The 12,709-nt window shown below is 70.0% G+C and carries 9 protein-coding genes; 5 read left to right on the plus strand and 4 right to left on the minus strand.

Going from position 1 to position 12,709, the window contains the following annotated elements:
• Nucleotides 1-9 precede the first annotated feature (9 nt).
• A complete protein-coding gene (locus AB0H43_RS22570; protein ID WP_360001980.1) occupies nucleotides 10-585 on the minus strand; it encodes a DUF305 domain-containing protein in 576 nt (191 codons plus the stop codon).
• Nucleotides 585-1,346 carry a lytic polysaccharide monooxygenase gene (locus AB0H43_RS22575; RefSeq protein ID WP_360001982.1) on the minus strand — a complete coding sequence of 254 codons (762 nt, stop codon included), beginning with the start codon at nucleotides 1,344-1,346 and terminating at the stop codon, nucleotides 585-587. Before AB0H43_RS22575 ends, AB0H43_RS22570 begins: the two co-directional genes overlap by 1 nt.
• Nucleotides 1,347-1,493: 147 nt before the next feature.
• Between AB0H43_RS22575 and AB0H43_RS22580 the strand changes: the two genes are divergently transcribed.
• Nucleotides 1,494-2,501, plus strand: a complete 1,008-nt coding sequence (locus tag AB0H43_RS22580) for a hypothetical protein (protein WP_360001984.1) — start codon at nucleotides 1,494-1,496, stop codon at nucleotides 2,499-2,501.
• 178 nt (nucleotides 2,502-2,679) lie between these two features.
• On the opposite strand, the gene AB0H43_RS22585 is transcribed toward AB0H43_RS22580, so the two are convergent.
• Entirely contained in the window at nucleotides 2,680-3,141 is a 462-nt protein-coding gene (locus AB0H43_RS22585; RefSeq protein ID WP_360001987.1) for a winged helix-turn-helix domain-containing protein, read from the minus strand.
• Nucleotides 3,142-3,379: 238 nt separating this feature from the next.
• On the opposite strand from AB0H43_RS22585, the gene AB0H43_RS22590 reads away from it, so the two are divergent.
• The 3 genes from AB0H43_RS22590 (at nucleotide 3,380) to AB0H43_RS22600 (ending at nucleotide 10,349) form a co-directional block, all read left to right on the plus strand.
• Nucleotides 3,380-7,714: a S8 family serine peptidase gene (locus tag AB0H43_RS22590; RefSeq protein WP_360001989.1), complete on the plus strand. Its 4,335-nt coding sequence runs from the start codon at nucleotides 3,380-3,382 to the stop codon at nucleotides 7,712-7,714.
• A 172-nt stretch (nucleotides 7,715-7,886) separates the two neighbouring features.
• Nucleotides 7,887-9,509, plus strand: coding sequence for a DUF222 domain-containing protein (locus AB0H43_RS22595; protein ID WP_360001991.1), 1,623 nt, complete (start codon nucleotides 7,887-7,889; stop codon nucleotides 9,507-9,509).
• 393 nt (nucleotides 9,510-9,902) lie between these two features.
• Complete coding sequence (locus AB0H43_RS22600; protein WP_360001993.1) at nucleotides 9,903-10,349, plus strand: hypothetical protein; 447 nt, start codon at nucleotides 9,903-9,905, stop codon at nucleotides 10,347-10,349.
• A 7-nt stretch (nucleotides 10,350-10,356) separates the two neighbouring features.
• Here the strand turns inward: AB0H43_RS22600 and AB0H43_RS22605 are convergent, their stop codons facing one another.
• Complete coding sequence (locus AB0H43_RS22605; protein WP_360001994.1) at nucleotides 10,357-11,334, minus strand: DUF5937 family protein; 978 nt, start codon at nucleotides 11,332-11,334, stop codon at nucleotides 10,357-10,359.
• Between the two features lie 71 nt (nucleotides 11,335-11,405).
• Here AB0H43_RS22605 and AB0H43_RS22610 point away from each other — a divergent pair, with 71 nt between their 5' ends.
• The gene (locus tag AB0H43_RS22610) at nucleotides 11,406-12,599 is read left to right on the plus strand and encodes an MFS transporter (RefSeq protein ID WP_360001996.1); all 1,194 of its coding nucleotides are present in this window, start codon (nucleotides 11,406-11,408) and stop codon (nucleotides 12,597-12,599) included.
• Nucleotides 12,600-12,709 lie beyond the last annotated feature (110 nt).

The following is a 12,709-nucleotide window of genomic DNA, read 5'->3' on the forward strand; positions in this document are numbered from 1 at the left end:
CGCGTCACGTCATTGCGCGAGCGTCAGCATGTACGCCACCTGCGCCCGCCGGGAGTCGGTGACCCGTTGGGCGAGCGCCTTGACCTCCGTGTTGACCCCACCGGCCAGATCCGCCCGAGCCGCCTCGACCATGCCGTGCTGCTGGCCGATCAACATGGTCAAGAACGCCTTGTCGAACTTGTCGGCCGGAGTCTTCGTCAGCGTCGCCAGCTCGGTCTTCCCGTCGCCGGGCAGCCCGCCGTGGTCGGCGTGCAGGACGGCGTCGGTGGCCGGTTCGGTCGGCTGGTTCCACTCCTGCAACCAGGCCAGGATCTTCTTCTGCTCGTCCGCCTCGGTGACCGAGATCGCCGCGGCGAGCTGCTTGACCTCGGCCCGGCTCGCCCGTTGGGCGGCCAGCGCGGTCAGCTTCTCGCTGGGGTTGTGGTAGGCGACCATCATCTGTAGGAACATCACGTCGGCGTCGTTGAACCCGGTCGCGGCGGGCGGAGCCGACGGGGCGCCGCCGCAGCCGGACAGCGCCAGCACGAGGGCGGTCGCAGCCCCGGCCAGAAGGCCGAGACCGCGACCGAAGGAGCGAGCGTTCACTACACCTTGCTCCAGAGGGCGGGGGTGTTCGGGGGTTCCCAGCCGACGAGGGCGGTGTGGGCCTGGATGCACCGGTAGCTGACGCCGTTGTAGGTCACGACGTCACCGATCTTGTACGCCGTCCCGGCCTTCCACGTCGTCGTGCCCGACGGCGGGGTCGGCGAGGCGGTGGTGGATGACGGCGACGGCGACGAGGTACGCGTCGCGCTGGGCGACGGGGACGGGCTGGACGTGCCGCCGCCACCGCCGACCTGGAGGTCCACACAGGAGTAGAACGCGTTGATCGTGTCGGCGATGTTCCACCGGGCGAGCACGGTGACCCGTCCGGTACGCCCACCGAGGCTGAACGTGTGCGTCAGCCCCTGCGGCGGCGGGGAGTTGTTGCCGCTGAACACCGCGATCCGGGTGTTGCCCACGAAGTACTCGAAGTCGGTGGTGCGGTGGAACGCCGTGAACGTCCAGGTGAACGTCACCGTGCCGCCGACCGACGTGGTGGGCCAGTTGATGCTGTTGTCGTTCAGGACGGCGAACCGGGTGCCGCCGCCGTTGCACTGGAGCGAGCCCTTGGGCGCCTCGACGCTCTGCGGCTCGTAGATGATGTCGCCACAGGTGGATGCCGCGACCCGGCCCTGCGCGCACATCGCCTGGCGGCTCAGCGGCGACGAGACGTAACCGTGGGCGCTGGCCGGGCTCACCGCCACGACCAGGGAGCCGATGAGAGCCCCCACCGCCAGGAGCGGGAGGACGATGAGTCTTCGCACGTTGCTCTCCTCGCTTTCCGTGGAGGCCCGCCGGGGCCTCCGCTTGCGAGGCACTTTAAAGTATGTTGACAGATTGGTAAATAGAGTTAATCGAATCTGGCACGCCTCGATGGATCGACGGCATCGGCGCTGGGTAAGCTCGGTCGGATGATCAACGCCGGGCTCGTCGCCACCCTTCCGACCTCCGCCGACGCCGTGCCTTATGTGGTGAATCACCGACTGCTCCAGCGCGGTGACACCGCGGTGGGCGTACGCGATCTGCGGTCCGGTGTGGAGACCCGGTTCCCCGCGCCGTGGCCCCGTGACTTCGGCACCCTGACCCTCTCGCCCGACGGGGACGTCATGGTCTTCGCGGGCGTACACGCGCTGCGAGCGGTGGACACCACCGGGGCGGTGCGCTGGGAACTGCGGCACGGATGCTGGTCGGCCGCCGAATGCGCCGAGGACCACACCTCATACTCCGAGTACGCCGACGACCACTATCACTCACACGCCGATCGCGGGTCGGTGGCGTACTCGGCGGACGGCAAGACGCTGTGGGCGCACGTCCGCAACCGTCCCGGCGCCGGAGCCGAGGAGGAGTGGCTCGTCCTCGAACCCGCCGACGGCACCGTCCTCGCCCGGTACGCCACGGGCACGATCGGCTCCTCCTTCTATACGCCACACCCCGACCCGGCGTACATGGGGCTGACCGTCGGCGAGGGAGACGAGGACTCGCCCGCCTTCTGGGGGCACTGGGACGGCGAGAACCTCTCCGTCCACCGCCTCGACGAGGAAGTCCTCCTCGCCGCGAGCCCGTCCGGCGACCGTCTGCTGGCCACCGATCCCGGCCAGTGGTCGCTCTACCTGCGCTCGACCGCCGACGCGACCGAACTCGGCCGGCTCGACGCCGACGACGCGGTGCCCAGCCTCGACGGCGACCGCGTCTGCTGGGACTACGAGGCGGCCTTCCCCTTCGACGACACCGCCGTCGTCGGTACGGAAGGCGACTACCCGGAGCCCCGGCACTGGTGCCTCGACCCCACCACGATGTCCGTACGCGCCCAGGTCGCGTACCCCTTGCCCATCGCGGGCCCGCCCCGGCCCGCCGGCCCTGGCCAGTGGCTCACCTCATCCGCCGACGGCACCGCGCTCCACCTCTGGACCCTGGCGTGACCACTGCCGCCCGCCCCTTGCGCCACCCGCCCACAGCGTGATCATTGCGCCAGCCATGTCGTTGAATCGGGCATTTCGCAGCCGGAAGCAGCATGGCTGGCGCAATGATCACGGCGGGCGAGGCGGGCGAGGCGGGCGCGGCGGGGCGAGGCGGGCGCGGCGGGGCGAGGCGGGCGCGCTACATGCGCACCGCGAGCCGATAGCCGATGCCGCGCACGGTCTCGACCTCCAGACCGTCCGCGGTCGCGCGGAGCTTGCCCCGCAGGCGTTTCATCGCCGAGTGCAGGATGGCGCTGTCTCCTAGGTAGACGCCGTCCCACACCGCGGTGAACAGCGCCTGGTAGGTCCAGACCTCTTGGGACCGCTCGGCGAGGCAGCCGAGCATCCGGAGTTCGAGCCGGGTCAGCGGAAGTGTCCGGCCGCGCCATGTCGCTTTGAAGCCGACCTGGTCGACGAGGAGGCCGTCGGGCGGCCCGCCCGGCAGCACCGAGCCCTGCGCGGGAAACAGGATCTCGCGCAGCTCGTCCAGATCGGCGCAGAGCAGCACGACGCCGCCCGGATCGAGCTGCCTCATCAGCCGCTCCCGGACTGCGACGTCCGCGGAAACGCAGACGATCAATGCCCTATCCCCGACGACCATGCGATTCCTCCCCAGGCGGCAGTCGAGAAGCTTTCAGGCAAGTCCAATGTGGCGATGATGTCAACACCGACTCGACGGTAATTCCTCCATTCGCCGGAAAGCCGCCAGAGAGTTGACCGGCACCAGGCATTGATGGCCGCCACCGTCCACAAAGATCATTAGACCCATGCGCGCGCCCGTCGGGCTCGAGCCCGACGGCGGCCGGAGAACCCGGCCTGCGCTTGATCGGGGAGGATTCATGTCATCATCCAGTAGGTCCCGGCCGAAGGCGCTGCTCGCGGCGCTGGCCGGAACCGTTTTAACGATCGGGCTGATACCCGTCCTGGCCAGTCCCGCGGCCGCCGCACCCAGCGCGGCGATCAGCGGCGAGATCACCGCCGAGTCCACCGACTTCCTCGTCTACCTGCGTGACAAGGCCGACCTGAGCCCGGCCAAGAGCCTGCCACGCACGCAGCGGGCCGAGCAGGTCTACGCCGAGCTGACGGCGACCGCCGAGAGCTCGCAGAAGGACGTGCGGGCGCTGCTCGACGAGCGGAAGATCGCGTACAAGCCGTTCTGGATCGCCAACGCGATCTGGGTCCACGGCGACAAGGCGCTCGCCGAGGAACTCGCCAAGCTCGACGGCGTCGCGTCGATCGAGCCCAACCGCGCCCACGCGCTGGAGAAGCCGACCGCCGGACAGGTCGAGGCCACCGTGGACGCCGTCGAGTGGAACATCGCCAACATTCGGGCCAATGAGGTCTGGACCGCGTACGCCGACCGCGGCGCGGGCATCGTGGTGGCCAATATCGACAGCGGCGTGCAGTACACCCACCCGGCGCTGGTCGACAAGTACCGCGGCAACCTGGGCGGCGGCACGTTCGACCACAACTACAACTGGTTCGACCCGGCGGGCATCTGCTCGACCCCCGCACCGTGCGACAACAACAACCACGGCACGCACACCATGGGCACCATGGTGGGCGGCGAGGGCGCGAACCTCATCGGCGTCGCCCCCGACGCGAAGTGGATCGCCGCCAAGGGCTGCGAGGTCAACACCTGCTCGGACGCGTCGCTGCTGGCGGCCGGTCAGTGGGTGCTCGCCCCGACCGACCTCAACGGCGCCAACCCCCGGCCCGACCTGCACCCGGACGTCGTCAACAACTCGTGGGGCGGCGACCCGGGCGACCCGTGGTACGGGCCGACCGTCGACGCGTGGATCGCGGCCGGCATCTTCCCGGCCTTCTCCAACGGCAACGACGGCCCCGCCTGCGGCAGCGCCGGCTCGCCCGGTGACAACCCGCAGGTCTACTCGGCCGGCGCGTACGACATCAGCGGGAACATCGCCTCGTTCTCCGGCCGCGGCGCGTCCGCGATCGACGGCGGGGTCAAGCCCAACATCTCCGCCCCGGGCGTGAACGTCCGCTCCTCGGTGCCCGGCGGCTACGGCTCCGGCAGCGGCACGTCGATGGCCTCACCGCACGTCTCGGGCACGGTCGCGCTCATGTGGTCCGCCGCCCCCGCCCTGCGTGGTGACGTCGCGGCCACGCGGACGCTGCTCGACCAGTCCGGCCGGGACGTCAACGACACCAGCTGCGGCGGCACCGCCGCCGACAACAACGTCTACGGCGAGGGTCGGCTCGACGCGTACCAGGCGGTCACCCTGGCTCCGCGCGGACCGTCCGGGACCGTGACGGGCGTCGTCCGTGACGATTCGACTGGTACGCCCATCGCAGCGGCCTCGGTCTCGTCGGGTGGCCGGTCCACCACGACGGCGGCGGACGGCTCCTATTCGCTGACCTTGTCCGCCGGAGACCAGTCGGTGACGGCGGCCAAGTTCGGCTACCACGACAGCACGGTCACCGTGACCGTGCCCGAGAACGGCACGGCGACGCAGGACTTCTCCCTCGTCTCCGCGCCGATGGTGACGGTCAGCGGCAAGGTGACCGACGGGTCGGGCCACGGCTGGCCGCTGTACGCCCGGATCGACATCCCCGGCCGGGACCCGGTGTTCACCAACCCGTTCACCGGGGCGTACTCGGTGACGTTGCCGGGCAACACCACCCATTCGCTGACCACCAGCGCGAAGATCCCGGGCTACCAGACGACCACCACGGCGGTGACGCTGGGCGGCGCCGGGAAGACGGTCAACCTCGCGTTGCCGGTCGCCCCGGACTGCACCGCGCCCGGATACAAGGTCAACTTCAGTGACCCGATCCTGGGCGAGTCGTTCGACACCTTCACCACGCCGGAAGGCTGGACCGTGGTGAACCACCAGGGCACCAACCCGGTCTGGGCGTTCGACGACCCGGGCAAGCGCGGCAACCTCACCGGTGGCACCGGCGGTTTCGCCATCATGGACAGCGACAAGGCGGGCTCGGGCAAGACCGAGGACACCTCGCTGGTGTCCCCGGTGCTGGACCTGTCCGGCACCAACCTGCCCTACCTGCGGTTCAACAACGACTACCGGGCGTTCAGCAACTCGTTCGGCGACGTCGACATCAGCACGGACGGCGGGGCCACCTGGACCACCGTCCTGCACCAGTCCACCACCGCGGCCCGTGGCCCGCGCCTGGAGCAGCTGGCCCTGGCCGGCCTGGCCGGTTCGGCCACCGCCCAGATCCGCTTCCATTACAAGGGCACCTTCGCCTGGTGGTGGGAGGTCGACAACGTGCAGCTCGTCGACCGCGGCTGCGCCGCCGCCGACGGTGGCCTGGTCACCGGCTTCGTCAGCGACGCCAACACCACGACCGGACTGGTCGGGGCGAAGGTCGTCTCCGACGACGTCCCCGCCGAGACCGCGACCTCGGTGGCCACGGCGGACGACCCGGCGGTCGGCGACGGCTACTACTGGCTGTTCTCCAGCGCCATCGGAGCGCATCCGTTCACCGCGTCGAAGAGCCCCTACAACGCCCTCACCAAGTCGGTGACGGTGGTGGCCAACGCCAACAAGCGGGCCGACTTCGCCCTGAAGTCGCCGCGGCTGTCCGTCACACCGACGACGATCCAGGCGTTCCAGCCGTACGGCACCGTCCGCAAGACCAGCGTGACGGTGACCAACACCGGATCGGCGGCGGCCACGGTCGACCTCGTCGAACGGTCGGGCGCCTTCCAGATCCTCAGCAAGCCGGGCGCCGACCTGCAGACGATCAAGCTGACCGAGAAGGCCAGCACCGCGCTGCGCGGCGTCAAGTCGACCACCGTCCCGGCTCGCGCGAGCGCGCCGAACGCGGCCTGGTCGAGCATCGCCGACTACCCGGACGAGGTCTTCGACAACTCGGCGGCCACGTTGAACGGCAAGGTCTACTCGATCGGCGGCGGCGTCGACTCGGGCCTGGAGAACAAGGCCTTCGTCTACGACCCGGACGCCAACGCGTGGACGGCCCTGCCGAACATGCCGACCGGCCGGACCAAGCCGCAGGTCGCCGCGGCCGGCGGGAAGATCTACGTCCTGGGCGGCTGGACGGGTGACGGCGACCCGGTGAGCACGGTCGACGTCTTCGACCCGGCGACGGGGGCCTGGACCACCGTCTCCGGCGCCGTGAACCCGGCGGCGCGGGCCACGGCCGGCGTCGGCGTGGCCAACGGCAAGATCTACCTCGTCGGCGGCTGCGGCGACAGTTCCTGCACCGCGACCGACGACGTGGTGGTCTTCGACCCCGCGTCCGGCACGTTCAGCACCGGTCCGGCGTACCCGCAGGACGCGTCGTGGATCTCCTGCGGCGGCATCAGCGGGAAGATCTACTGCGCCGGCGGGTCCGGTGACTCGGACTGGTCCAACGGCTTCGCCCTCGACCCGGCCTCCGGTTGGACGCCGATCGCGGACGCTCCGCTGGACCTGTGGGGCTCGGCCGGGTCCGCCGCAGGCGGCCTGTTCGTGCTCGCCGGTGGTGTGACGGGCGGCTCGACCGCCATCACCAACCGGACGGTCACCTACGACCCCGCCACCAACACCTGGTCGAACGGACCGAACACCCAGTTCACCGTCTACCGTGGCGCCGGCGCCTGCGGCTTCTACAAGATCGGCGGCTCGCCGTCGTCCTTCGTGGGCTCCAAGACCTCGGAAACCCTGCCCGGTCTCGGCGACTGTGACGAGGCCGCGGACGTCCCGTGGCTGACCGAGACGCCGAGCACCTTCACGTTGGCGGCGGGTAGCTCCCGCACCATCACCGTCACCCTGACGGCGACCGCTGCGGCGGGCGTGGACCAGCCGGGCAAGTACACCGCGCAGTTCGGGCTGCGGGCGAAGACGCCGTACCCGATCTCGCCGGTGGACGTCGAGATGAACGTCTCGCCGCCGGCGTCCTGGGGCAAGGTCCAGGGCACCGTCGCCGGCCTGTCGTGCTCCGGTACGCACGTCGGCGTGAAGGCGGTCATCCGGCTCAACCTCACCACCGACCCGACGGTCGGCTACACGTTGCACGCCGACGCCTCGGGCGCGTACGCCTGGTGGCTGCCGAAGGGCACCTACCAGGTGATCGTGGCCAAGGACGGCTGGATCCCGCAGGCGATCACGGTGAAGGTCGAAGCCGGCATCGTGCGTACGCAGAACTTCCTGCTGGAGTCCGACCCGCCGTGCCCCAGCGGCGTCTGACCCCGTTCCGCTCACCTGAATAACCGAATGCGGCGCCCGCGGCCACCCGGTCGCGGGCGCCGCCGCACTATCGCATGTGGACTGGTCAAGTCGTCCGGTGCGGTCGGCATCTTGTGTGCCGGATGGGTTTTCCCCCGGTTAGCACTCCGACAGGCGTTCTAAACTTGATCTCATGGGCACGGGGGTGTTGGAGCAGGTCGAGGCGGATGTCGCCGAGCTGCTCGCCGGTCCCCTGTGGACACTTTCGGACGCCGAGATCACCGACGAAGTGCGGCGTACGTTCGGGTTGATTCAACGTCTGTCGGGTCGGTTGGCGGCGTTGATCGCCACCGCGGACGGGCGTGAGGTTCCGCATAACGCGGGTGCGACCGGGACGGTGAACTGGCTGACGTTTCTGCTGGCGATCCGGGACAGGGACGCTCGTGCGTGGGCGTCTCTGGCGTCGATGCTGCCCTCGATTCCCTTGGTCGAGTCGGCGCTGTCGGATGGCCGGGTGAACGTGGAGCAGGCGCGGGTCATCGCCAAGACCGTCCACGACCTGCCCTCCGCAGTCGGCGAGGTCGGCAAGGCGAAGGCCGCCGACGCGCTGACAAGGTTGGCTGTCGACGACCACCTTCGCCCGGAGGTGTTGGAGAAGCACCGGTCGCAGATCCTGGAGATGGTCGCACCCGAGATCGCCGAAGAACGCCTGCACCGGGAGGTGGAACGCGCCGAACGCTCCGCCCACGATCGGCGCGACTTCACCCTCATCCCCTACGGCAACGGCGAATACCGCGTACGCGGCGTGCTCGACGCGGAGATGGCCGCGATCGTCCGAACCGCCCTCGACCCGCTGTCCGCGCCCCGCAAACCCGCCCCGACCGCAGCGACCGGGGCGGCATCCGCGTCCGGTGAGTGCGCCGGTCCCGGTCGCGCGTGCGCCGGTGCTGGCGCGCCAAGCGGGAACGGCGGCGCGAACGGGAACCTCGGCGCGAACGGGAACCGCGGGGCGGGGTGTGGAGGCGACGCGAGCGGCGATGGCGGCGCAGGCTGGGAAGGTAGCGCTGGGCGTGAAGGCGGCGCGAGCGGAGACGGCCACGCAGGCTGGGAAGGTAGCCCGAGCGGAGGCGGCAGCGTGAGCGGCAACGGCAACGCGAGCGGAGGTAGCGGCGCAGCCTGGGAAGGCGGCGCGGGCAGAAACGGTGCTGCGGGCTCAGCTGGCCGGACGCTGCCCGGCGAGGCAGATTTGCGCTCGGCGGGTGCAAGGCGGGCTGATGCGCTGGTCGAGCTGTGCCAGCGGATCCTCAACGCCGCAGAGCTACCCGACAACGGTGGCGAGAAACCGCACCTGACCGTCACCCTGCCCTGGGACGCCCTGCAAGCCAAAGTCGGCGCCGGCCTGCTCGACACCGGCGACCTACTCACCCCCGAGACGGTGCGACGCCTCGCCTGCGACGCCATGATCATCCCCGCTGTGCTCGGTGGCGACGGCCAAATCCTCGACCTCGGCCGCGCCCGCAGACTGATCGACGGGCCACTGCGGCGGGCACTCGTCTTGCGGGACAGGGGATGCGCCTTCCCGGGATGTGATCGCCCACCCCAGTGGTGCCACGGTCACCACCTCAAGGCCTGGGCAGACGGCGGAAACACCTGCCTGGCCAACAGCGTCCTGCTCTGCGGATTCCACCACCGCGAAATCCACCACGGGCACTGGGAAGTCCGCATCCGACCCGACGGCTTCCCCGAATTCCTCCCACCCACCTTCATCGACCCACAACGAAGACCAGTCCGCAACACCCTCCACCGAAGATGCTGACGCGCCAGCCGCGCGACCGCCGCAATGCGCCCTACATGTGCGATCTGAGGACGGGTCGCCGCGACATTCACCCTCCCTATGCGCAAAACCCAGCCTGAGCGCACACCCACGGCGAATGATCCCGAGAAACGGGCAGAAATCGCATACCGAGGGCACGCCACGGCAACTCCTGCGCCGACCCGCTCCGAAGGCCCGTCCACAACACCCTCCGCCGAAGATAAGCAAAAGGTGCCGCGCAGAACGGGGCCTTGGCGCATACCGAGGGCGAATGTCGCCGACCGGCAGCGATCGCTGAAGACGAGAATGCGCGAAATTCCGCAAACACCCGCAATGCGGACTTATCGGATGGAAGGATCGAGGCGACTCATCGTCCACCGATCAGGAGGAAACCGCATGCGACGTTTGCGGAGGACCGCCGCCATCGCCGCGACCGCCGTCCTGTCTGCGGCCGTCTTGTCCGCGGCCGGGTTGTTCGCGTACGCGAATCCCGCGGCCGCCGACGGCTACGGGTATGGCTGTGCGGGCCGGCTGGTGCACTCGTTCAGCCATTACGACACCCGTAACGGCGAGTTGGCCGCGCGCTCCTACGTCTATTGGGACGGGACCGACACCTGCGCCCGGCTGGTGAAGGTGAAGTATCGCGGGGTGCCGACGACGTTGCACCTCGACATCTGCACGGCTTCGGGCGAGTGTGGCAACGATTGGGACCAGTATCGCTATGACGCCGTCGCCGCGGTCAACGGCGGCAGCTGTCTGAGCCTGGAGGTCGCCGGGTTCACCGCCGACGAGCAGGAGATCTACCACGATCGGCTGCCGGGTAGCGGCTTCGCCCACTGCTGACGCGTCGTCAGGCGACGCCCGCGGCCAGCAACGTGTCGGCTGCGGGCGTACGCATGTTGAGCACCGCGTGACCGGCGCGGTGGGCGGTGATGAGACCGGCCGCTCGCAGTGCGCTGAGATGCTGGGATACGCCGCCGGCGGACATGCCGGTACGCCGAGCCAAGTCCGTTGTAGACAGTGGTGCGGCGAGTTCGACGAGTAGTTGGGCACGGCTGCGGCCGATGACGGCGGCGAGGGCGGCCGGGGCCGGGGCGGCGCTCTCCCACAGCGTGGCGATCCCCCGCGCCGGGTACGCCAACTGCGGGTTCTCCGGCGACGTGACGGTACGCACGGCGGGCCACACGAAGATCGCCGGGACGATGAGCAATCCGTTGCCGCTCAACGGGACTTCGGCGCCGCACATCTTGTGGGCGATGGACAACGTGTCGTCCTGCCAGCCGATGGCGTCGTGCAAACCGTTGAGCAGGCCGACGGCGCCCTCCTCGGCCAGCAGCCGGGCCCGGTGGAAGACCTCCGCCTCCAGCAGCGCCTTCATCCGGGGCCAGTGCTCGGCCAAGGCGATGTCCCAGTAGGCCGTGATCTCGTCGGCCAGCCGCCGCAGACCCGTCGCCGGGTCGTCGTACAGCGCCTGGACTGCTGCGTTGCGGGGCCACTCGATCAGGTTCAGCTCTGTGCGTACGACTTCATGGGGCGTGGCGAGCACGACCTGAAGCTCCTCCGCCAGGCTGGGGGTCAGCGTGGCCGAGGGTGGGGTCAGGAAGTCGGGCATGTAGCGCGGACCGGGCGGGATGAGCGCGGACAGCAGGCTGCCGGGGCCGAGACCCGCCGCCCGGACGCGCGCGTGGACCTGGTCGACCCACGGCCGCTGGACGGTGTAGTTCTCCGGAGCCTGCAGGACGTGATAGCTGGACGCGACCTCCCACAGGCACGACAGCGCGAACCGGATCCGGGCCATGTCCCCGGTGGAGAACTCGAGCGTCAGCATCCCAGCTCCTCAACATTCAGCTCGGGCTAAAACAGTACTCCGGACGGTGCGCGGGCCCGAGGCTTTCGATCATGGCTGTCAGCACCGTCACTGCCCCCCGAAGCAGTCTCTTCGGCGACCTGCCGCGCACATTCTGGATCGTGGCCGCCGGTACGCTCGCCAACCGGATCGGCACCATGGTGGTGCCGTTCCTCGTGTTCTTCCTCGGCGCCAAGGGCGTCTCGACCTCCGCCACCGGCGCCATCGTGATCGCGCTCGGATTCGGCGGGGCCGCCGGTTCGGTCGCCGGCGGCTGGCTGGCCGATCGGATCGGTCCCCGCACCGCCCTCATCGTGGGGCTGGTCGCGGCTCCGGCGGCGCTGGGCGCGCTCTATGTCGCGCCGACGATCGCCCTGATGACGGCCGCGGCCGTCCTCGTCGGGGTCACCGGCAAGCTCTATCCCCCGGCGGCGAACGCGCTCGTCGCCGCCTCGGTGAGCGGCGAACGGCGTACGCGGGCCTTCAGCCTGATGCACTGGGTGTTCAACATCGGCACCGCCGGCGCGGCGACGACCGCCGGGTTCCTGGCCGCCCACGGGTACGCGCTGCTGTTCGCCATCGACGCGGTGACGTGCCTCATCTTCGCGGTCATCGCCGCGATGCTCCTCCCACGGGTGGCGAGGGTCCGGCGTGCCGGCGAGAAAGGGGGCTACGGCGTGCTGTTCGCCGACCGGCTCATGCTGGTCTTCATCGCGCTCGACCTGGCCCAGGAGATCGTCTACAGCCTCACCGAGTACGCCATCCCGCTCTCGATCCGGCTGGACGGGCTGAGCCCGGCCGTCTTCGGCGCGGTCGCCGTCGTCAACGCGATCCTGGTCGTGCTGCTCCAACCGGTGCTCTACCCGTGGCTGGCCCGGTTCGGGCGGCTGCACGTACTCGGCTGGTCGTGGGCCCTCGTCGGAGTCGGCATCGGCACGACCGGCCTGGTCCACACACCCGCCGGGTACGCCCTCAGCGCCGTGATCTGGTCGATCGGCGAGGTCGCCGCGGGCATCGTCGCCGGTGGCATCGCCGCCGACCTGGCACCGGCGCACGCCCAAGGGCGCTATCAGGGCGCGATGATCTGGGCCGGATCGCTGGCGCGGCTCGCCGGGCCCGTGCTGACCACCTTCCTGTTCGCGTACGCCGGACGGGGTGCGGTGTGGTGGACCGCCGCCCTCACCGGCGTGGCCGGGTTGGTGGTGCTCGTCCGGCTCATGCCCGCGCTACAGGCTCGGCTCTCCTGAGTCATCCCCCACTGAGCGCTCGTCGGCGCTGGATCAGCGTTCCGGGTCGAATCTTGGACCATGATTCGACCGAGATCCCTGATCCGGCGCCCCACGCGGCAGCGCCCCGC

This window comes from Hamadaea sp. NPDC050747 (assembly GCF_040654195.1).
Taxonomy (GTDB): Bacteria; Actinomycetota; Actinomycetes; order Mycobacteriales; family Micromonosporaceae; genus Hamadaea.